23 protein-coding genes are annotated in these 20,911 nt (G+C 67.7%); 15 read left to right on the top strand and 8 right to left on the bottom strand.

The features are described 5' to 3' along the window. Positions 1–199 precede the first annotated feature (199 nt). Positions 200–1,120, top strand: coding sequence for a heme o synthase (locus ELQ94_RS03655; RefSeq protein ID WP_127047349.1), 921 nt, complete (start codon positions 200–202; stop codon positions 1,118–1,120). 240 nt (positions 1,121–1,360) lie between these two features. Here the strand turns inward: ELQ94_RS03655 and ELQ94_RS03650 are convergent, their stop codons facing one another. After that, positions 1,361–2,353 carry a COX15/CtaA family protein gene (locus ELQ94_RS03650; protein WP_127047347.1) on the bottom strand — a complete coding sequence of 331 codons (993 nt, stop codon included), beginning with the start codon at positions 2,351–2,353 and terminating at the stop codon, positions 1,361–1,363. 329 nt (positions 2,354–2,682) lie between these two features. Here ELQ94_RS03650 and sufB point away from each other — a divergent pair, with 329 nt between their 5' ends. The 7 genes from sufB (at position 2,683) to ELQ94_RS03615 (ending at position 9,738) form a co-directional block, all read left to right on the top strand. Next, positions 2,683–4,101 (top strand): Fe-S cluster assembly protein SufB, encoded by a 1,419-nt coding sequence (gene sufB / locus ELQ94_RS03645; protein ID WP_127047345.1) that lies wholly within the window; start codon positions 2,683–2,685, stop codon positions 4,099–4,101. Then, complete coding sequence (gene sufD, locus ELQ94_RS03640; RefSeq protein ID WP_127047343.1) at positions 4,102–5,322, top strand: Fe-S cluster assembly protein SufD; 1,221 nt, start codon at positions 4,102–4,104, stop codon at positions 5,320–5,322. It begins immediately after the preceding gene. Then, entirely contained in the window at positions 5,322–5,648 is a 327-nt protein-coding gene (locus ELQ94_RS03635) for a non-heme iron oxygenase ferredoxin subunit (RefSeq protein WP_127047341.1), read from the top strand. Before sufD ends, ELQ94_RS03635 begins: the two co-directional genes overlap by 1 nt. 4 nt (positions 5,649–5,652) lie before the next feature. Continuing rightward, positions 5,653–6,417 (top strand): Fe-S cluster assembly ATPase SufC, encoded by a 765-nt coding sequence (gene sufC / locus ELQ94_RS03630; protein WP_127047339.1) that lies wholly within the window; start codon positions 5,653–5,655, stop codon positions 6,415–6,417. Positions 6,418–6,422: 5 nt separating this feature from the next. Beyond that, complete coding sequence (locus ELQ94_RS03625) at positions 6,423–6,752, top strand: metal-sulfur cluster assembly factor (protein ID WP_127047337.1); 330 nt, start codon at positions 6,423–6,425, stop codon at positions 6,750–6,752. Between the two features lie 128 nt (positions 6,753–6,880). After that, positions 6,881–8,059: a MalY/PatB family protein gene (locus ELQ94_RS03620; RefSeq protein ID WP_127047335.1), complete on the top strand. Its 1,179-nt coding sequence runs from the start codon at positions 6,881–6,883 to the stop codon at positions 8,057–8,059. Between the two features lie 80 nt (positions 8,060–8,139). Then, entirely contained in the window at positions 8,140–9,738 is a 1,599-nt protein-coding gene (locus ELQ94_RS03615) for an ABC-F family ATP-binding cassette domain-containing protein (protein WP_127047333.1), read from the top strand. Positions 9,739–9,895: 157 nt separating this feature from the next. On the opposite strand, the gene ELQ94_RS03610 is transcribed toward ELQ94_RS03615, so the two are convergent. From ELQ94_RS03610 to ELQ94_RS03600, 3 genes are read right to left on the bottom strand one after another with little or no spacing between them, the layout of a single operon-like run. Further along, positions 9,896–10,747 (bottom strand): SURF1 family cytochrome oxidase biogenesis protein, encoded by an 852-nt coding sequence (locus tag ELQ94_RS03610; protein WP_127047331.1) that lies wholly within the window; start codon positions 10,745–10,747, stop codon positions 9,896–9,898. Continuing rightward, positions 10,744–10,965, bottom strand: a complete 222-nt coding sequence (locus ELQ94_RS03605) for a hypothetical protein (RefSeq protein WP_424977177.1) — start codon at positions 10,963–10,965, stop codon at positions 10,744–10,746. Before ELQ94_RS03605 ends, ELQ94_RS03610 begins: the two co-directional genes overlap by 4 nt. Continuing rightward, on the bottom strand, positions 10,965–11,282 hold the full coding sequence (locus ELQ94_RS03600; protein ID WP_127047327.1) for a DUF3099 domain-containing protein: 318 nt from the start codon (positions 11,280–11,282) through the stop codon (positions 10,965–10,967). Before ELQ94_RS03600 ends, ELQ94_RS03605 begins: the two co-directional genes overlap by 1 nt. Positions 11,283–11,369: 87 nt before the next feature. Here ELQ94_RS03600 and fabG point away from each other — a divergent pair, with 87 nt between their 5' ends. Continuing rightward, positions 11,370–12,080, top strand: coding sequence for a 3-oxoacyl-ACP reductase FabG (gene fabG, locus ELQ94_RS03595; RefSeq protein ID WP_127047325.1), 711 nt, complete (start codon positions 11,370–11,372; stop codon positions 12,078–12,080). Positions 12,081–12,172: 92 nt separating this feature from the next. On the opposite strand, the gene serB is transcribed toward fabG, so the two are convergent. Beyond that, positions 12,173–12,844, bottom strand: a complete 672-nt coding sequence (gene serB / locus ELQ94_RS03590; RefSeq protein ID WP_127047323.1) for a phosphoserine phosphatase SerB — start codon at positions 12,842–12,844, stop codon at positions 12,173–12,175. Beyond that, positions 12,841–14,085 (bottom strand): glucose-1-phosphate adenylyltransferase, encoded by a 1,245-nt coding sequence (locus ELQ94_RS03585; RefSeq protein WP_127047321.1) that lies wholly within the window; start codon positions 14,083–14,085, stop codon positions 12,841–12,843. The genes serB and ELQ94_RS03585 overlap by 4 nt, the downstream gene beginning before the upstream one ends. 74 nt (positions 14,086–14,159) lie before the next feature. Here ELQ94_RS03585 and glgA point away from each other — a divergent pair, with 74 nt between their 5' ends. From glgA to ELQ94_RS03570, 3 genes are all read left to right on the top strand, one after another. Then, the gene (gene glgA / locus ELQ94_RS03580) at positions 14,160–15,344 is read left to right on the top strand and encodes a glycogen synthase (protein WP_127047319.1); all 1,185 of its coding nucleotides are present in this window, start codon (positions 14,160–14,162) and stop codon (positions 15,342–15,344) included. Between the two features lie 41 nt (positions 15,345–15,385). After that, positions 15,386–16,168, top strand: a complete 783-nt coding sequence (locus ELQ94_RS03575) for an ABC transporter ATP-binding protein (protein WP_127047317.1) — start codon at positions 15,386–15,388, stop codon at positions 16,166–16,168. Between the two features lie 169 nt (positions 16,169–16,337). Beyond that, positions 16,338–16,589, top strand: coding sequence for a type B 50S ribosomal protein L31 (locus tag ELQ94_RS03570; protein WP_127047315.1), 252 nt, complete (start codon positions 16,338–16,340; stop codon positions 16,587–16,589). An 86-nt stretch (positions 16,590–16,675) separates the two neighbouring features. Here ELQ94_RS03570 and ELQ94_RS03565 read toward each other — a convergent pair whose 3' ends face one another. Then, the gene (locus ELQ94_RS03565) at positions 16,676–17,377 is read right to left on the bottom strand and encodes a 3'-5' exonuclease (RefSeq protein ID WP_127047313.1); all 702 of its coding nucleotides are present in this window, start codon (positions 17,375–17,377) and stop codon (positions 16,676–16,678) included. Between the two features lie 104 nt (positions 17,378–17,481). Between ELQ94_RS03565 and ELQ94_RS03560 the strand changes: the two genes are divergently transcribed. Beyond that, positions 17,482–18,375 (top strand): alpha/beta fold hydrolase, encoded by an 894-nt coding sequence (locus ELQ94_RS03560; RefSeq protein ID WP_127047311.1) that lies wholly within the window; start codon positions 17,482–17,484, stop codon positions 18,373–18,375. Next, the gene (locus ELQ94_RS03555) at positions 18,372–18,959 is read left to right on the top strand and encodes a hypothetical protein (protein ID WP_127047309.1); all 588 of its coding nucleotides are present in this window, start codon (positions 18,372–18,374) and stop codon (positions 18,957–18,959) included. Before ELQ94_RS03560 ends, ELQ94_RS03555 begins: the two co-directional genes overlap by 4 nt. On the opposite strand, the gene ELQ94_RS03550 is transcribed toward ELQ94_RS03555, so the two are convergent. Next, on the bottom strand, positions 18,956–19,825 hold the full coding sequence (locus tag ELQ94_RS03550) for a Sir2 family NAD-dependent protein deacetylase (protein WP_127047307.1): 870 nt from the start codon (positions 19,823–19,825) through the stop codon (positions 18,956–18,958). The genes ELQ94_RS03555 and ELQ94_RS03550 overlap by 4 nt on opposite strands. Before the next feature lie 99 nt (positions 19,826–19,924). Between ELQ94_RS03550 and ELQ94_RS03545 the strand changes: the two genes are divergently transcribed. Then, on the top strand, positions 19,925–20,746 hold the full coding sequence (locus tag ELQ94_RS03545) for a TrmH family RNA methyltransferase (RefSeq protein ID WP_127047305.1): 822 nt from the start codon (positions 19,925–19,927) through the stop codon (positions 20,744–20,746). Positions 20,747–20,911: the final 165 nt, after the last annotated feature.

Genomic DNA, 20,911 nt, shown 5'->3' with positions numbered 1-20,911 from the left:
GCGGCGCCGCCGTGGTCACCGGGACACGCCACCGCTTCGACGAGCGAGGGGAGGGGGATGCCCGATGAGGGCGTGTCCAGTATAGGGACGCGAGGTACACGGTTTCGCGCTGTTGCATACCACTCTCAGCAGGAGTAATGGAGAGTCTTCCCTTCGACATCGCGTAGAATCGACCGGACGAGAACCGGTTAGAGGAGCGATGAAGGCAGCCGTAGAAGAACGCGTCGTGTCCGAGAGGATCGGCTTCCGTCGCAAGGTGAAGGGATACGTCTCCCTCACGAAGCCTCGGGTCATGGAACTCCTGCTGGTCACGACGATCCCTGTGATGATCCTGGCCGAGGGCGGAATCCCGAACCTGTGGCTCATGGTCGCGACCGTGATCGGTGGTGCGATGAGCGCCGGCGCAGCGTCGGCCTTCAACTGCTACATCGACCGCGACATCGACAAGATCATGAAGCGGACCAAGAACCGTCCGCTCGTGACCGGGGACCTGTCACCGCGTGAGGCCCTCGTGTTCGCCTGGACGCTCGCGATCGGATCGACGGTCTGGCTCCTCGCGACGACCAACCTGCTCACCGCGTGTCTCTCGGTCGCGGCCATCCTCTTCTATGTCGTCGTCTACACGCTCTGGCTGAAGCGGCGGACGTCGCAGAACATCATCTGGGGTGGGATCGCCGGCTGCTTCCCCGTTCTCATCGGCTGGGCCGCCGTCGCCGACTCGCTCACGTGGGCGCCGTTGATCCTCTTCGGCGTCGTCTTCCTCTGGACGCCTCCCCACTACTGGCCCCTGTCGATGAAGTATCGAGAGGACTACAAGTCGGTCGGCGTTCCGATGCTCGGCGTCGTCCGCGGGCGCGCCCAGGTCGGTCTGCAGGTCATCCTGTACACCTGGGCCACCGTCGCGTGCTCCCTGCTCCTCATCCCCGCAGCCGAGATGGGTGTCGTCTACACGGTGACGGCCATCGGGGCCGGTGTGTGGTTCATCTACGAGACGCACCGCCTGTACAACCTGGCGATCCGTCACGAGACGGTCTCCCCGATGCGCGTCTTCCACGGATCGATCAGTTACCTGTCGATCCTCTTCCTCGCCGTCGCGATCGATCCGCTGCTGCACTTCTGACCCTCCAGATCTCCGGCCCTGATCCAGAGGTCGGTATCGGTCCGCCCGGCGCTCAAGCTGCATCCCCGGGTGATGCCACGGGGGCCGAGGTCGCCACCGCTAAAGATGAAGCCGACCGCCACACCTTTTCGTGTAGCGGTCGGCTTGTTCTGTAGCGGTCGATCCTCGAAGAAGGCGCCCGCGGTGTTGCACGCGGGCCGCGTCAGACGTTTACGGCCGCGTCAGGCGTTCACGGCCGCGTCAGGCGTTCACGGAGCCGGCGACCGGCTGACGCTCGGCCTCGCCGACCGTGGAGGCGAGCGGGGTCTTGAGCGACAGGACCACGGCCACCATGGCGGCGGTCAACACGCACGCGAGCACCATGTGGATGCCCACGAGGATCTCCGGGAGCCCGAGCCGTGCCTGGGTCACTCCCACGACGATCTGCACGATCTCCACGCCGAGCAGCCAGAGCGCGAACGTGCGGGTCCGGGGGCGCGGGGGGAAGCGGACCGCCCCGATCACGAGGATCACCGTGAGACCGAGGGTGATGTAGGCGGGCCAGCTGTGCACGTGCTGGAGCAGCTCCGGGTCCAGCCCGTTGCGCTTCGCGCCGCCGTCGCCCGCGTGCGGGCCGGAGCCGGTCGTGAGGATGCCCACGATCACGGTCACCGCGACGAAGAACGTCGTGAGGTGCGTGAGGCCCGCATACCAGCTCGGAGCGATGCGCACTCGCGGACCAGGCGCCTCGTAGGCGCGATAGACGAGCACGGCCGCGAGCGCGACGAGGACGACGCTCAGCACGAAGTGGAGGCCGACGACGTAGGGGTTCAGGCCGGTGAGGACGGTGATTCCGCCGACGATCGCCTGGAGGAAGACGCTCGCGGCCGGGATGACGGTGAGGACGAAGAGATCGCGTCGCTGGGCGCGGTAACGGATCACGAAGAGCACGGCGATGATCGCGATGATCTCGACCACGAAGAACAGGGTCCGGTTGCCGAACTCGATGATCCCGTGAATGCCCATCTCGGGGGTTGTGACGAACGAGTCCGCGGTGCAGCGCGGCCACGTGGGGCATCCGAGACCAGCGCCCGTGAGACGCACCGCGCCACCCGTGCCGACGATGATCGTCTGGGCCACGAGGTTCGCCCAGACGATGAAGCGCACTCGCCGATCGACGTTCGTCGGCAGCCATAGCCAGAACCGCTCGATCGTGCCCCTGAGGCGGTTCGTCGTTCCGGTGTCGGCGTTCATCTGGGCTTCTTCCTGGGCTCTTTGCTGAAAGCCCGCCCGGCCGAACCCCCGTGGGCATGATGCACCCTGTAGAATCGTAGGGTTGAGGCCGGGACCGGATCGGCTGGTGTTCGCGGAGAGGGATTCTCCCGAACGGCGACGGTCCGATCGGTGCTTCCACAATCATTCTACGGAGACGACGGCGTCTCGAGAACCATGCCCGAGAGGCGGGTCCCCGGGAACGGTGGGCCCCACATCGGGAGCCGTGCGGCATCGCACGGTGTCACGTGTCGGTTGAGGGAATGCGTCACCATGCGCCCCCGTTGCCGATGGAGGAGAGAGAGGTAGTCATGTCGGACGTCCTGATCGATCGCCCAGAGCTCGAGAGCCTCGGCGTGTACGAATTCGGCTGGTCGGACTCCGACGCCGCGGGAGCTTCCGCGCGCCGTGGAGTGTCGCCGGAGGTCGTCGCGGACATCTCGCGGCTGAAGGACGAGCCCGAGTGGATGCTCAAGCGCCGCATGCGCGGCCTCGACCTGTTCGGTCGCAAGCCCATGCCGACGTTCGGAGCGGACCTCTCGGACATCGACTTCGACAACATCAAGTACTTCGTGCGCTCCACCGAGCGCCAGGCCGCCACCTGGGAAGAGCTGCCCGACGACATCAAGAACACGTACGAGCGCCTGGGCATCCCGGAGGCGGAGCGTCAGCGCCTCGTCTCGGGAGTCGCCGCCCAGTACGAGTCCGAGGTCGTCTACCACCAGATCAACGAGGAGCTCGAGCGCCAGGGTGTCATCTTCATGGACACCGACACGGCGCTCAAGGAGCACCCGGAGTTCTTCGAGGAGTACTTCGGCACGGTGATCCCCGCCGGCGACAACAAGTTCGCCGCGCTCAACACCGCCGTGTGGTCCGGCGGATCCTTCGTCTACGTGCCGCCCGGCGTGCACGTGGAGATCCCGCTCCAGGCCTACTTCCGCATCAACACGGAGAACATGGGTCAGTTCGAGCGCACGCTGATCATCGCCGACGAGGGCAGCTACGTCCACTACATCGAGGGCTGCACGGCCCCGATCTACAAGTCGGACTCCCTGCACTCCGCTGTCGTCGAGATCGTCGTGAAGAAGAACGCCCGCGTTCGCTACACCACGATCCAGAACTGGTCGAACAACGTCTACAACCTCGTCACGAAGCGTGCGATCGCCCAGGAGGGCGCCACGATGGAGTGGATCGACGGCAACATCGGTTCCAAGGTCACGATGAAGTACCCGTCCATCTACCTCACGGGCGAGCACGCCAAGGGGGAGACGCTCTCGGTCGCCTTCGCGGGTCCGGGCCAGCACCAGGACGCCGGCGCCAAGATGATCCACATGGCTCCGTACACGCAGTCGTCGATCGTGTCCAAGTCGATCGCCCGCGGCGGCGGTCGGGCCGGGTATCGCGGAGAAGTACGAGTGGACGCCAACGCGCACCACTCGGCGAACACCGTGCGGTGCGACGCTCTCCTCGTGGATTCCATCTCGCGCAGCGACACCTACCCGGCGATCGACATCCGCGTGGACGACGTGCAGCTCGGCCACGAGGCCACCGTCTCCCGCGTCAGCGAGGAGCAGCTCTTCTACCTCATGTCTCGCGGCATGCCGGAGGACGAGGCCATGGCCATGATCGTCCGCGGGTTCATCGAACCCATCGCCAGGGAGCTGCCCATGGAGTACGCGCTCGAACTCAACAAGCTCATCGAAATGGGCATGGAAGGATCCGTCGGCTAGATGACGACCGCAGTGCCGGCTGGGACACCCAGCCAGACCCTCGAGACCACCGGCCAGCACGGCATCCGTGCCCACAGCGACGGGGCGGGCGCCTTCGTGCCCGTCCAGACGCGATCGGAGCGATTCACGTCCACCGACGTTAGTGACTTCGGCGACGTCACCGGGCGCGAGCAGTCGTGGAAACTGACACCAATCGACAAGCTCGGCGAGTTGATCTCCGGGGACCTCGACGGCTCCGCCTATCGCGTGGACGCGGATCCCGTGGACGGGATCGCGGTGACCTGGGCCGACGTCGCCGGCGTCGAGCGCGGGCTCGCCGGGATCCCCGAGGAGAAGGCCTCGGCGAACGCGTGGACGCAGACCGAGCAGGTCCTGCGCATCGACGTGACGGGCGAGGACAAGAAGCGCTCGCTCGTCCGGCGGTCGACGCTCGGGACCGCGCCCCGCGCCGCGCACACGGTCATCACGGCCGCTCCCTTCAGTTCCGGCCTCGTCATCCTCGACAGCGCGGGCCAGGCGAAGATCACGGAGAACGTCGAGATCGTCGTCGGTGCAGGAGCACAGCTCACGGTCGTGAGCGTGCAGGGGTGGGACGACGACGCGCTGCATCTCGCTGCGCACTTCGCCCGGATCGGTCGCGACGCCAAGCTCACGCACGTCGTGGTCTCCCTCGGTGGATCCGTCGTGCGCGTGAACCCGTCCACGCACCTCGCGGAGGAGGGCGGCGACATCGAGGCCCTCGGCCTGTACTTCTCGGACGCCGGCCAGCACCTCGAGCAGCAGGTCTACGTGAACCACGATGCTCCGCATACCCGCAGCCGCGTCACCTACAAGGGCGCCCTCCAGGGCGAGGGTGCGCGCTCCGTGTGGATCGGCGACGTCCTGATCGGACAGAAGGCCACCGCGACCGACTCGTACGAGCAGAACCGCAACCTCGTCCTCACGGACGGCACGCGTGCGGACTCCATCCCGAACCTCGAGATCGAGACCGGCGATATCGCTGGAGCGGGTCACGCGAGTGCCACGGGTCGGTTCGACGACGAGCAGCTGTTCTACCTGCAGGCACGCGGCATCAGCGAGGAGGAGGCCCGGCGACTCGTCGTCCGCGGATTCCTCACCGAGATCGTCCAGCAGATCCCGGACTCCGAACTCCAGGAGCGTCTCGGTGCGGCCATCGAGGCCGAACTCGCCGGCACGTCGCTCGCCGATGAGGAGCGCTGATGGCGCAGCAGAACGTCGGCTCGCTCTCCGAGCTCGCCCCGAACCAGGCGAAGCGTGTGGTCGTCGACGGAGCGCCGATGGCGCTCGTGCTCGACGGCGACGGAGTCGTGCACGCCATCGGTGACACCTGCACGCACGGCGACATCTCGCTCGCCGAGGGTTTCGTCGAGGACGACACTCTCGAGTGCTGGGCGCACGGCTCGAAGTTCGAGCTGACGACCGGGAAGCCCCTGACGCTCCCCGCCTACGAACCCGTCCCCGTCTACGAGGTCGAACTCCGCGACGGCGACATCTACATCGACCCGACCGTAACGAAAGTGATCTAGCTCTATGTCTGTACTCGAAATCCGCGACCTCCACGTCAGTGTGGAGACCGATCAGGGAACGAAGCCCATTCTGAAGGGCGTCGACCTCACGATCCGCACGGGCGAGACGCACGCGATCATGGGACCGAACGGCTCGGGCAAGTCGACCCTCGCGTACACGATCGCCGGGCACCCCAAGTACTCGGTCGAGTCTGGCTCGATCACGCTCGACGGAGAGGACGTGCTCGCCATGTCCGTCGACGAGCGCGCACGCGCCGGCCTCTTCCTCGCGATGCAGTACCCCGTCGAGATCCCGGGCGTCACCGTCACGAACTTCCTCCGCACGGCGAAGACCGCCATCGCGGGGGAGGCGCCGCCGGTGCGCAGCTGGATCAAGGACGTGCGCGGCGCTATGACGGACCTGCGCATGGATTCGACCTTCGCCGAGCGCAACGTCAACGAGGGGTTCTCGGGTGGCGAGAAGAAGCGCCACGAGATCCTCCAGCTCGAGCTCCTCAAGCCGACGTTCGCCGTTCTCGACGAGACGGACTCTGGGCTCGACGTCGACGCGCTCAAGATCGTGTCGGAGGGTGTCAACCGCGCGAAGGAGAACACCGGACTCGGCCTTCTCCTCATCACGCACTACACGCGCATCCTGCGCTACATCAAGCCGGACTTCGTCCACGTCTTCGTGGCGGGCAAGGTCGCCGAGCAGGGTGGGCCGGAGCTCGCCGACCGCCTCGAAGACGAGGGATACGATCGCTATCTCTCCGACGCTCCCGTAGCATAAACGCCATGGTGACGACTCTCGCTCCCGACAAGTTCGACCAGGTCGAGGAAGCCCTCAAGGACGTGATGGATCCCGAACTCGGGATCAACATCGTCGATCTCGGTCTCATCTACGATCTCGGGTGGGACGACGAGAACAACGCCCTCATCATCCACATGACCCTCACGTCGGCCGGGTGCCCGCTCACCGACGTCCTCGAGGAGCAGACGGCCGAAGCCCTCGACGGAGTGGTGGACGCGTTCCGCATCAATTGGGTCTGGATGCCGCCGTGGGGTCCGGAGAAGATCACGGACGACGGCCGGGACATGATGCGAGCCCTCGGTTTCTCCATCTGATGAACGACGCAGCCGACCGGCTTCCACCGGTCGGCTGCGTCGTTTCTCCCGGACCCGGTAGTGCGGCTCGGCGGTCTCGTCGCGGGACCATCGCGTCGCCGGACCACCTGACGAACGGACGACAACCCATGAACGAGCTTCACGCCGCTCCGATCGACGTCCTCCGCTCCCGCACGAGCGAGAAATGGAGCGAGTACCCGGACGACGTCATCCCGATGTTCGTCGCGGAGGCCGACTTCCCGCTCGCCGAGCCCATCGCAGCGGCCCTGCACGCGGCCGTCGACGCGGGCGACACCGGCTACGTCGCGTCCCGGACACCCCTTCCGTCGGCGTTCAGCGCTTTCGCCGTCCGACGCTGGGGGTGGGACCTCGCGTCCGCTCGGATCCAGACGACGGCGGACGTGAGCATGGGGATCGTCGAGCTCCTGCGCCGCATCGACGTGGGGGAGGGGCTCGTCCTCACGCCGCCCGTCTATCCGCCCTTCTTCCTCCTCGCGGAAGAGGCCGGGGTCTCCGTCGTCGAGGCAGCATTGTCGGACACCGGGAGCCTCGACCTCGTCGCGATCGAGACCGCCTTCGCGAACGGCAGCCGGGCGATCCTGCTGTGCAATCCGCACAACCCGCACGGCTACCCCCACACTCACGAGTCGCTGTCGGCCCTCGCCGAGCTCGCCGACCGCTACGGGGCGACGGTCGTGAGCGACGAGATCCACGCACCACTCACGCACTCCGATGCGCGATTCGTGCCGTACCTGAGTGTCTCAGAAGCCTCGCGACGGACCGGCTTCGCCCTCCACTCTGCGAGCAAGGCCTGGAACCTCGCCGGGCTGAAGTGCGCCCTGCTGATCGCCGATGACGAGCGCACGAACGCCCTACTCGAGGCGCTGCCGATCGAGGTCGCCTGGCGGACGGGCCAGTTCGGGGTGATCGCGAGCGTCGCCGCGTATACCGATGGTGAGGAATGGCTCGACCGGGCCCTGCGCACGATCGAGCGCAACCGTCACAGCCTCGTGGGGCGTCTCGCGGGGGAGTTGCCGAGCGTCTCCGTCGTGGAACCGCACGCGGGCTACCTCGCCTGGGTGGATGTCCGTTCCCTCGGTCTCGGCGACGAACCGGCCGACACCATCCTCGAACACGCCCGCGTCGCCCTGCGGACCGGCACGGACTTCGGTCCGGGTGGTGAGGGGCGCGTTCGAGTCAATCTCGCGTGCGATCCGGCGCTCCTCGACGAGGCGATCGACCGGATCGTGGCGCTCGTCGTCGCCCGCGGAAGCGGCGACGGCGCCGAGACCGCTGCGAGGTCGTAGACTGGGGGGCTGACCCCCTCCCCTCCACACCGTCACAAGCGGCGCGCCCCCGAGCGCGCCCGACGAGAACAGGACACACCGTGCTGAGCGTTCACGACCTCGAGATCCGCGTGGGAGCGCGCGTACTCATGGAGGGCGTCGACTTCCGGGTGTCCGCCGGCGACAAGATCGGCCTCGTCGGTCGCAACGGTGCGGGGAAGACCACGCTCACGAAGGTGCTCGCGGGTGAGCTGCAGCCGAATGGCGGCTCGGTGAACCTGGGCGGCGAACTCGGCTACCTCCCGCAGGACCCGCGCTCCGGCGACCCCGAGGAACTCGCGCGCACGCGCATCCTGAACGCCCGCGGGCTGGGCAGCCTCGTCCTCGGCATGCAGGAGTCGATGGTCGCGATGGCGTCGTCCGACGACGCCGAGAGTACCGCAGCGATGAAGCGGTACGGCGACCTCGAGGAGCGCTTCACCACGCTCGGCGGCTACTCGGCCGAGGCGGAGGCGGCCTCCATCGCGAGCAACCTCGCGCTCCCTGACCGGATCCTCGACCAACCGCTCAAGACGCTTTCGGGCGGCCAGCGCCGCCGCATCGAGCTCGCCCGCATCCTGTTCTCCGATGCGCGCACGATGATCCTCGACGAGCCCACCAACCACCTCGACGCCGACTCGGTGGTCTGGCTGCGGGAGTTCCTCAAGAACTACAGCGGTGGATTCATCGTCATCAGCCACGACGTCGAACTCGTGGGGGAGACGGTCAACCGCGTGTTCTATCTCGACGCGAACCGTCAGATGATCGACACGTACAACATGAACTGGAAGAACTACCAGAAGCAGCGGCAGGCAGACGAGGAGCGCCGTAAGAAGGAGCGCGTCAACGTCGAGAAGAAGGCGACGACGCTGCAGCTGCAGGCCGCTCGGTTCGGCGCCAAGGCGTCGAAGGCCGCGGCCGCCCACCAGATGGTGGCGCGCGCCGAGAAGATGCTCGCGGGACTCGACGAGGTGCGTGCCGTCGACCGTGTCGCGAAGCTGCGCTTCCCCCAGCCCGCCGCGTGCGGCCGGACACCCCTCATGGCGTCGAACCTGTCCCGTTCCTACGGGTCGCTCGAGATCTTCACAGCGGTCGATCTCGCGATCGATCGGGGCAGCAAAGTCGTGATCCTCGGGTTCAACGGTGCGGGGAAGACCACGCTCCTGCGCATCCTCGCGGGTGTCGACACACCCGACACCGGCCAGATCGAGCCCGGACACGGCCTCCGCATCGGCTACTACGCGCAGGAGCACGAGACGCTCGACGTGAAGCGTTCGGTGCTCGAGAACATGGTGTCGTCCTCCCCGAACATCACCGAGACCGAGGCGCGGAAGGTGCTCGGCTCCTTCCTCTTCACGGGAGACGACTCCCACAAGCTCGCCGGTGTGCTGTCGGGCGGAGAGAAGACGCGTCTGGCCCTCGCGATGATCGTCGTCTCCGGCGCGAACGTCCTCCTGCTCGATGAGCCCACGAACAACCTCGACCCCGCGAGCCGCGACGAGATCCTCGACGCACTCGCTCACTACGAGGGCGCCGTCGTCCTCGTCAGCCACGACGAGGGTGCCGTCGAGGCGCTCAACCCGGAGCGGGTCCTCATCCTGCCGGACGGCGTCGAGGACCACTGGAACAAGGACTACGCGGAACTCATCTCGCTCGCGTGACCCAGCGTCCGTCCCACGCGTAGCCAGAGGCGCCGTGACGGAACGCTCGGCGGGTCCAGGGCAGCGGGCTGGCGCGACGCTCAGCGGTGGGCCGAGGGCGCCCTCATGCGTGGAGCGAGTTTCTCGGCGTGATATCCCCGGCGCGACGACGTGAGTGTCAGCGGTTCACGGAGGATGCGTCGAGCAGCTCGTCCTCGATGTCCGCGTCGGTCCGTTTCGCGCGGCGGCGCCGTTCGCGTTCCTCGGCGCGCTGACGCTCCTCGGGATCGTCCGCGTTGAGCGCCCGGTACTCCTGGCGGACGGCGTAGCCGAGGAAGACGAATCCGAGGATCCCGAAGATGAGCCACTGGAGCGCGTACGACAGGTGGGCGCCCTCGTCGGCGACGGGCTTCTGCACCGCGGCCGGACGCTGCTCCGACGGCGCCGGATTCTCGTCCGCGAGCATGCCGTAGGCCCCCGTGTACAGGGGTCCGTCCACCCGTTCCGCGAGTTCGGGGAGATGGATCGTGGCGATCTGTCCCGCTCCGGCGCCTCGACCGGCCACGGTCGGCTCGCCGGGACGAAGCCGGACGGTGACCGTGACGGATCCGCCAGGGGGTGCCGGGACGACGTCGGGAAGATCCTGCTCGTTCCCCGTCGGGAGCCAGCCACGGTCGACGATGACGACGGACCCGTCCGTGAGGAGGAAGGGCACGAGCTGATCGAAACCGGGTTGTCCGCCCCTCGGCCTGTTACGTACGAGCACCTGCTCGTCCTCGAGGTAGCTGCCTTCGAGGACGACAGGCCTCCACTCGTCGGCCGGGTCGAACGAGTCGAGTTCGGGCAGGAGCGAGCCGATCTGGACGGGCCGGGCGTCGTAGTTGTCGGTCACGAGAGAGATCTCGTTGGTCTTCTCCGCGCGTCGGGCCAGCTGCCAGTTGGACAGCAGCACGCACACGATGGCGAACACAATCGCGACGGCGAGGTACCCGAACCATCGTCGGCTGAACGCGAAGCGCCAACGATTCACTGCTCGACCCCACTCGGGAGAGGGACGACCGCCACGGGGAAGTCACGCGACGCGAGGAAGTCGCGGAGGTACTCGACATGCTCCTCGCACGCGAGCCAGACCTTCGTCCGTTCCGGGCCGTGGATGCGCGGGTTCCGCCACTCGACGCGCGATACCGCGGTCTCTCGGCACCCCGCACGCGAACACGTGTGTGCGGGGATCTCGCCGCCGAGGCCGATCACGGCCGCTCCTCGTCGACCCTGCGGGTCCCGCCCATCTCCGTGTCGTGAGCACGGCCCTCTATCGCGAGGGGGACGTCCTGCTCCGGCGCGATCGCGCCGCCCGATCGACCGTCTCCGACGCTCGCCAGCACCACGGCGATGTAGGGGAGGACGATGGCACCGATGGCGAAGAACCAGACCAGCCATCCCTGCACCACGAAGATGAGCAGGATGCAGACCATACGAACGCTCATCGCGATCGCATACTTGCGCATCCGGCTCCGTCGCTCGTCGTCAGGCGACGGCGGGAGGGTGGTGATGGAGGGTTGTTTCATCGTCCAGACCAGCCTACGTCCATCTCCTAGGCTGTAAGGCGATGGCGGCCATGCTCACGGCCCCCTTGCACTTTCGAAAAGGATCTCATGACTACAGCACGCACAGTCCTCGTCACCGGAGGGAACCGAGGAATCGGTTTCGCCATCGCCCAGGAATTCGTCGCGGCCGGCCACCGCGTGGCCGTCACCGCGCGATCGGGAGCAGGACCCGACGGCGCGCTGACCGTCCGGGCGGACGTCACGGACGCCGCGTCCGTGGACGCCGCGTTCACCGAGGTCGAGAAAGAGCTCGGCCCCGTCGAGGTGCTCGTCTCGAACGCGGGGATCACCGCGGACACCCTGCTCATGCGCATGTCGGAGGACGACTTCGACCGCGTCGTCGACACCAACCTGGGCGGCTCGTTCCGCGTCGTCAAGCGCGCCTCGAAGGGCATGCTCAAGGCGCGCTTCGGACGCATCGTCCTCATCTCGAGCGTCGTCGGTCTGTACGGCTCGCCCGGCCAGGTGAACTACGCGGCGTCGAAGGCCGGTCTCGTGGGCATGGCTCGGTCGATCACGCGGGAGCTCGGGGCGCGCGGAATCACGGCGAACGTCGTGGCCCCCGGGTTCATCGAGACCGACATGACCGACGCCCTGCCGGCCGAGCAGCGCGCCGAGTACCTGAAGTCGATTCCGGCCGGCCGGTACGCGACGTCCGCCGAGGTCGCGAAGGTCGTCGGCTGGATCGCCGGGGACGACGCCGGATACATCTCCGGCGCGGTCATCCCCGTCGACGGAGGCCTCGGCATGGGTCACTGACCCCCATCGTGCCTCGGGGTTCCTCTAACCCCCTTAAAATCCCCTTCGTGCCCGAAATCTCGTGCACGGAGGGGATTTTCAGTGGGGCGAGGTCAGGGGCGGGGGAGGCCGAGGATAGGGAGGACGAGCGAGAGGTCACGGTCGAGGAGGACGACGTCCGCTCGTTCGCGGACGGCCGGCTTCGCGTCGAAGGCGATGCCGAGTCCCGCCGCCGCCATCATGTCGAGGTCGTTCGCACCGTCCCCGATCGCGATCGTGCGGTCGAGGAGAACGCCCCAGCGACCGGCCCACGAGCGCAGACAGGCCGCCTTCGTCGCGGCGTCCACGATGGAGCCCTCGACCTCGCCCGTGAGGGAGCCGCCGTGGATCTCGAGGCGGTTCGCACGCCAATCGTCGAGCCCGAGCTCCTCGGCGAGCGGATCGAGGAGCTCGTGGAACCCGCCGGAGACGACGCAGATCACCCCGCCCGCCGCGTGCACGCCCTCGACGAGGGCTGGCACGCCATCGGTCACGACGAGCCGCGGTCTCACGGTGTCGAACACCGAGTCGGGGAGGCCGGCCAGAGTGGCGACGCGTTCGCGCAGACTCGCCGCGAAGTCGAGTTCGCCGCGCATCGCCCTCTCGGTCACCTGTGCGACGTGCTCGAGCACACCGGCCTCGGCCGCGAGGAGCTCGATGGCCTCGTTCTCGATGAGCGTCGAATCCACGTCGAGGACGACGAGGAAGTCAGCCCGTTCCGGGGTGTCCGAGGATCGATCGGTCACGGAACGACCCTGACCCCCTTGCCGACGACGGTCAGCCCGGAGTCGGTGACGGTGAATCCGCGAGCCCGGTCGCGATCGTGGTCCACGCCGATCTGGGCGCCGGCCTCGACGACGACCTCCTTGTCGAGGATCGCGCGCTGCACGACGGCGTCCGGGCGCACGGTGACCCGGTCGAACAGGACGGCGTCGCTGACGCGGGCCCCCGATTCCACGAGGGACCAGGAACCGAGCACACTCCGCTCGATGTGTGCTCCGGAGATGAGGGACCCGAGAGACACGATCGAGTCGATCGTCGTCCCGAGATTCCCCTTCGCGTCGCGCACGAACTTGACGGGCGGCGAGTTCAACTGCTGCGAGAAGATCGGCCAGTCGGCGTTGTAGAGGTTGAAGATCGGCAGCGTCGAGATGAGGTCCTGGTGCGCCTCGAAGAAGCTGTCGATGGTCCCGACATCCCGCCAGTACGCCCGGTCCCTATCCGTCGATCCGGGGACGTCGTTGCGCTTGAAGTCGTAGACGCCGGCCTGGCCGCGGTTGACGAAGTAGGGGACGATGTCGCCACCCATGTCGTGGTTCGAGGTGGTCGACTCGCCGTCGGACGTGACGGCCTCGATGAGCGCGTCGGCGTCGAAGACGTAGTTGCCCATGGACGCGAAGACCTCGTGGGGCGCATCCGCGAGCCCGGTCGCGTTGATCGGCTTCTCGAGGAACTCGCGGATCGACGTGGGGTCGTCCGGCTGCACGTCGATGACGCCGAACTGATCGCTGAGCTCGATGGGCTGGCGGATCGCCGCGACGGTCGCCGGCTTGCCGGAGGCGATGTGCGCCTCGATCATGTCGCTGAAGTCCATGCGGTACACGTGATCGGCGCCGACCACGACGACGATGTCGGGCTTCTCGTCGCGGATCAGGTTGAGGCTCTGGAGGATCGCATCGGCGGATCCGGAGAACCATCGTTTCCCGAGCCGCTGCTGAGCGGGCACCGAGGCGACGTAGGAATTGAGCAGTCCGGACAAGCGCCAGGTCTGCGAGACGTGGCGGTCGAGGCTGTGCGACTTGTACTGCGTCAGCACGACGATCTGCGTGAGACCCGAGTTGATCAGGTTGGACAGAGCGAAATCGATGAGCCGGTATTGACCGGCGAAAGGTACGGCGGGCTTCGCGCGATCGGCCGTGAGAGGCATGAGTCGCTTGCCCTCACCTCCGGCGAGGACGATTCCGAAGACCTTCTTCGTTGCAGGCATGTCCCCACACTAGAGGAGAGACGGCGGCCTTCCCCACCCTGGTCGAGAGGGGGGTCGTGTACTAGCGTCGGAGGATGCGAGTCGACCTGCTGTCACGGGAGTATCCACCGGAGATCTACGGGGGCGCCGGCGTCCACGTCACGGAGCTCGTCCGAGCGCTGAGGCGGGACATCGATGTCACGGTCCGTGCGTTCGGCGCCGATCGCGACGCGCCGGACACCTTCTCCTACGGGGTACCGTCCGAACTGGCGTCGGCGAACCCTGCACTCGGAACCCTCGGGACGGACCTGCGCATGGCCCAGGACTGCGGGGGAGCGGACCTCGTGCACTCGCACACCTGGTACGCGAACGGTGCCGGGCACCTCGCAAGCCTGCTCCACGGGATCCCGCACGTCGTCACCGCTCACAGTCTCGAGCCGCTCCGTCCCTGGAAGGCCGAGCAGCTCGGCGGCGGGTACCGCGTGTCGAGCTGGATCGAGAAGACCGCCTTCGAGGCGGCCTCCGCCGTGGTGGCCGTGAGCGGGGGGATGCGGGCGGACATCCTCCGCAGCTACCCGGCCCTCGACCCCGACAAGGTCCAGGTGATCTACAACGGGATCGACCTCGAGCAATGGCACCCCGTGGACGACCCCGACTTCCTGCGGTCCGTCGGAATCGATCCGGACAAGCCGTCCATCGTCTTCGTCGGTCGCATCACCCGCCAGAAGGGACTGCCATACCTCCTTCGCGCGGCGAAGTCGCTTCCCGCCGATGTCCAGCTCGTACTGTGCGCGGGCGCCCCCGACACACCCGAGATCCTCGCGGAGGTCGAAGCCGGGGTTCGCGAACTCCAGCAGACCCGCCAGGGCGTGGTGTGGATCGACCGGATGCTCGCGCGCCGTGAGCTGTGCGCGGTCCTGACGTCGGCGACCGCGTTCGTCTGCCCGTCGGTCTACGAGCCCCTCGGGATCGTGAACCTCGAGGCGATGGCGTGCGGTGCTCCCGTGGTCGGCTCGGCGACCGGCGGCATCCCCGAGGTCGTCGCCGACGGCGAGACCGGTTACCTCGTTCCGATCGAGCAGGTCACGGACGGCACCGGGACGCCTGTCGACCCCGACCGATTCGTCGCGGACCTCGCGGATGCGCTCACCCGGATCGTCGCCGACCCGCGTGCCGCCGAGATGGGGGCGGCCGGGCGGCGTCGGGCCGAGGAGATCTTCAGCTGGCAGCGGATCGCCGACGACACCCGTGCCCTGTACGCCTCGGTCCTCTCGCGGTGACGGGGCACGGTCGGCGTCGTACGGCCGATAGGCTAGGCGACATGTCGTCGGTTCTCGATCTCTCCGCTGTGTCCGTCGTCCGAAACGGGAATGCCATCCTGCACGATGTGGATTGGCAGGTGACGGGCGGCCAGCGCTGGGTGGTCCTCGGGCCGAACGGCGCAGGCAAGACGACGCTCCTCCAACTCGCCTCGAGCTTCATGTTCCCGACCACCGGGACGGTCGAACTCCTCGGGAATCGGCTGGGGCGTGTCGACGTCTTCGAGGTCCGCTCCCGCGTGGGTCTGGCCTCGACCGCCATGTCGAGGCGCATCCCCGAATCCGAGACCGTGCTCGACGTCGTCCTGACGGCCGCATACGCCGTGACGGGACGCTGGCACGAGTCCTACGAGGACATCGACGTCAAGCGTGCGCACCGCGTTCTCGCCGAGTGGCGTCTCGACGCCCTCGCCGAACGTCGCTTCGGATCCCTCAGCGACGGTGAGCAGAAGCGTGTCCAGATCGCCCGCAGCGTGATGACCGACCCGGAACTCCTCTTGCTCGACGAGCCCGCGGCGAGCCTCGACCTCGGGGCGCGTGAGGAGCTCGTCGGATTGCTGAGCGGCTTCGCCCGTGCCGACGATTCGCCCGCGATCGTGATGGTGACCCACCACGTGGAGGAGATCCCCCCGGGATTCACCCACGCTCTCTTGATCTCCGGCGGTGGGATCGTCGCGAGCGGTCCTCTCTCGGAGTCGCTCACGTCCGACACGCTGTCGGCGACCTTCGGCCTCCCGATCGTGCTCGAGGAGCGCGACGGTCGCTTCTCGGCCCGATCGGCCTGACGCCGCGGTCCGACGGGTCGGACACGCCCGGCATGACGGCGTTTCGTCGGCATGTCTGCTAAACTCGACAGTCGGCTCCTCGGTCGTGCGTGCGCTCTGCGCCGCCTCCCGACGGTCGAGCCACCACATTCGTGAAACGACCTCCACACTCTCGATGCAAGGATCCCCGATGAAGACTGACATCCACCCGACGTACAACGCCGTCGTGTTCCGCGACCTGGCTTCCGGCGCCACCTTCCTCACCCGGTCGACGGTGTCGAGCGACAAGACGGTCGAGTTCGAAGACGGCAACACCTACCCGGTCATCGACGTCGAGATCTCGTCCGAGTCGCACCCGTTCTACACGGGCAAGCAGCGCATCATGGACTCGGCCGGTCGCGTCGAGAAGTTCAACCAGCGCTTCAAGAGCTTCGGCAAGTAGCCACCGTCCGCCTTCTGGCGGTCGAAACGGCGATGGCCGGTCCCCTCAGGGACCGGCCATCGCCGTTTCGACGTGTACGAACATCCTCAGCGCACGGGCCAGGTCCCCTGGGACACGAACGCCGGGTCACGCGTCCGCCTCATGTAGTCCTGGAAGCTCTCCGCCTGCGTGCGACACCAATCGACCTGGAGACCGTGGAGGTGCCCCGGCGCCACGTCGAGCGTCTCGGTGTACGTCCGCGCGATGGCCTGGGCGACCCGCCCGGCGGCGATCGCGTCGGAACTCGCCTCGTGGGCCGACAGCAGATCGACGCCGTAGAACTCCGCCGCGGCGGCGAGCGTTCGCTTGCCGCGCCGGTAGCGGTCGACCTCCTTGTCGATGACGAGCGGGTCGATGATCGGCGATGGGTCCCTGATCGGCTCGACTCCGTGCCGTTCCGCCTCCGCCGCGAGCAACGACAGATCGTACGGTGCGTTGTAGATGACGACCGGGATGCCGGCGTCGAAGAACATGCGGAGTTCGTGGATGATCTCCGCGATGACGTCCGGGGCTCGACGCCCCTCGGTGCGCGCACGCTCGGTCGTGATGCCGTGTACCGCTGTGGCCTGCTCGGGGATCTCCACGCCGGGATCGGCGATCCAGTCCCGGCTCCGCATCACCGATCCGTCGGCGTCGAGCAGTCCGACGTGGGCGCTGACGATCCGGGAGGTCCGGACATCGATTCCGGTCGTCTCGAGGTCGAAGACCCCGAGGATCGACCACCAGGGGGAGGGTCTGTCGCTGTGCACGCCTTCACGATAAACGGGACCACCGATACCGGGTCGTCACGGGTCGGGCGAGTCGGAGAGGCGTACACCGAGGTGCCCGCCGTGACCCCTAAACTGGAGGTCTCATGGCCGTCACCTCACCATACGAGGCGCTTCTGCGCCGAGTCCCCGTCCGCGAGCACACCACACCGGTGCTCGGCACCACGACAGCGTGGTGGGAGTACGGGGATCCCGACGCAACCACGACCATCGTGCTCGTCCACGGCTTCCGCGGGGATCACCACGGTCTCGAGCCGGTGGTCGCTCACCTCTCGGGATACCGCCTCGTCGCCCCCGACCTCCCCGGCTTCGGCGAGTCGGAGTCGCTCGTCTCCGCCCACGACATCCCGGGATACTCCGCCTGGCTCCGTGCGTTCATCGACGCGGTCGTGCCGGGTGGGGAGGCGATCATCCTCGGTCACTCCTTCGGATCGATCGTCAGCTCGGCGGCGGTCGCCGACGGTCTCCGCACTCCCGCACTGATCCTGGTCAACCCGATCGCCGCCCCGGCGCTGGCCGGACCGCGCGGAGTGCTCACCCGCCTCGCCGTCTTCTACTACTGGGCCGCAGCGGCCCTCCCCGAGCGCATCGGCTTCGCCGTGCTGCGCAGCCGGCTCGTCGTACGCATCATGAGCGAGGCCATGGCGAAGACCCGTGAGCGCTCTCTGAGGACCTGGATCCACGCGCAGCACCAGCTCTACTTCTCGCGTTTCGCGTCGCGACGGGTGGTCCTCGAGGCATTCCGAGCATCGGTGTCCGCCGACGTGAGCATGGTCGCGGATCGGATCGTCGTTCCCACGCTCCTCATCGCGGCCGAACGCGACGACATCACCCCCGTCGCCGCCCAGCATCGATTGCAGCGGCAGTTCGCCGACGCGCGTCTCGAGATCATCCCGTCCGTCGGTCACCTCATCCACTACGAGGTCCCCGAAGCGGCAGCGGGTTACATCGACGACTTCCTGGCGCGGAGACCTGCGTGAGGATCCTCGTCGACTGCCGGTGGGCGACCGACGACCCGAACGACCGTCACTCCACGACCACGCGCGGGCTCGTGGCGGCGCTCGCTCGACGCGCTCGCGTGACGATGATCGTGTCGACCCACGATCAGCTCCGAGTGCTCCCGGATCTGCCGTGGCAGCTCCTGCGCAGCCCGGACGATCCCCGTGAGCTCTTCACCGCGCTGGGACTCAACACGTTGCAGCCGGACGTCGTGTTCTCGCCCGCTCCGATGTGGGGGAGCATCGGTCGCCGATACCCCCTCGTCACGGGAACGGGACAGGACTCGCGGCGGAGCCTCGCGAACAGGCGTCGATCGGGGCCCACGATGGGTGTGCTCACGTGGCTCCGGATGATCCCGCTCCTCCGACGGCTCCTCCTGGCACGAGCCGACGCGATCGTCACGACCTCCGCGTCCGATCAGCGAGCGGCCATCGGCGCGAGTCGGACGCGGCAGCCGGTTCTCGCGCTCGCGCCCTCGCGTGTCGACACCCCCGACCCCGACGCGTGGACGGAACCGGCGGAGCGCCTCCTCGAGCTGTTCGCGGCGCTGGGGTCGCGGAGCTAGGAACCGACCGTCGAGTCGCCGAGGAGACGGTCGGCGATCGCAGTGAGGGTCTGAGAAGCCCCGGCGTCGATCTTGAGGGCGGCGCGGGTGTCGCCCTTGGTGATACCTCTGTTGATGATGATGACCGGCTTCTTCGACCGGCGGGCCTGCTCGAGCAAGCGAATACCCGAGTTGACGACGAGCGACGATCCGGCGATCACGAGGACCTCGGCGGCGGCGACCATCTGAGTGGCCTCCTCGAACTTCTCGCGGGGGATGTACTCGCCGAAGAAGACGATGTCCGGCTTGAGGACGCCACCGCACACGGTGCAGGACGGCACATCGAACGAGTCGATTCCCGAGACGAGGACATCGCCGTCCGGTCCGAGCTCCTGTTCCTCGTCGAGGTCGAAGCCGGGGTTCTGCTCGACCATGCGCTCCGCGATGCTGTCGCGGCTGAACATCTGTCCGCACGTGAGGCAACGGACCTGGTCCATCGAGCCGTGGAGGTCCACGACGCGTCGCGAGCCCGCGCGGACGTGCAGTCCGTCGACGTTCTGTGTGACGACGCCGGTCGACAGATCGGCGCTCTCCAGGCGGGCGATCGCGCGGTGGCCGTCGTTCGGACGGGAGGAGGCGAACCGCTTCCAACCTTGGTGGGATCCGGCCCAGTAGCGCCGTCGGAACGCGTCGTCGGTGAGGAACTGTGCGACGTTCATGGGGGACCGCTTGGGTGCACCCTCACCGCGATAGTCCGGGATACCGGAGTCGGTGCTCACCCCGGCGCCCGTGAGGAAGACGGAGACGCGGTCTCGCAGGAGCGTGACGGCGTCGTCGACACCGACGAGAGCAGTGCCCTCAGCGCTCGACCCGACGGTTGTCGTCATGGAACCTCCCGACTCACGGACCTGACACGATGGTAAACGACGCACCTGTCGGTTTTGTTTCCGTCTGGAGGGTCGCGACCGAATGGTGGAAGGGCACACATGCGCATCGAGACGATCACGGCCGACGGTTTGGCCGGCCTCGAGGACTACTCGCGACTCACGGACGTCGCCCTCCGGAAGAAGACCGAACCCGCTGGAGGTCTCTACATCGCGGAGTCGACGAAGGTGATCGGGCGCGCGATCGCCGCCGGCCACCGCCCGCGGTCCGTCCTCCTCCAGGAGAAGTGGTTGCCCGACGTCGAGCATCTCCTCGCGGATTTCCCGGACGTTCCCGTCTACGTCGGCGAGCCCGCAGTGCTCGAAGAGCTCACGGGCTTCCACCTCCACCGGGGAGCTCTCGCGGCGATGCACCGGCCGCCGCTGCGTTCGGTCGAGGAGGTCCTCGAGGGCGCGCGGCGCGTGGTGATCCTCGAGGACATCGTGGATCACACGAACGTCGGGGCGATCTTCCGGTCCGTCGCGGGACTCGGGGCCGACGCCGTGCTCGTGAGCGAGCGATGCGCCGATCCGCTCTACCGCCGGAGCGTGCGCGTGAGCATGGGGACGGTGCTGCAGGTGCCGTGGACGAGACTGCCCGACTGGACGACCTCGCGGCGGGTCCTCTCTGAGGCGGGCTTCCACGTGGCGGCGTTGGCCCTCGCCGATGGGGCCGTCGGCCTCGACTCCTTCGAGGTCGACCCGCCGGAGAGGCTCGCGATCGCCCTCGGCACCGAGGGGGACGGCTTGAGCCGTGCCGCCCTCGCCGCGGCGGACACCGTCGTCACCATCCCGATGCTGCACGGAATCGACTCGCTCAACGTGGCCTCGGCGAGCGCCGTCGCGCTCTGGGCCCTGCGCGCCCCGCGAGAGACGACCGCCTAGTCCTCGCGCAACTCCGCCGGCTGGGCGAGCGGGCCTCGCCGTCTGGTGCCCTCCGGGCCCGGGGAGAGGAACCCGCCTAGTCTTCGCGGAGTTCCGCCGGCTGGGCGAGTGGGCCTCGCCGTCTGGTGCCCTCCGGGCCCGGGGAGAGGAACCCGCCTAGTCCTC

The organism is Labedella endophytica (assembly GCF_003990045.1).
GTDB classification, from domain to species: domain Bacteria; phylum Actinomycetota; class Actinomycetes; order Actinomycetales; family Microbacteriaceae; genus Labedella; species Labedella endophytica.
Note: the sequence above shows the minus strand (reverse complement) of the source record. Positions and strands in the feature narration are given on the sequence as shown.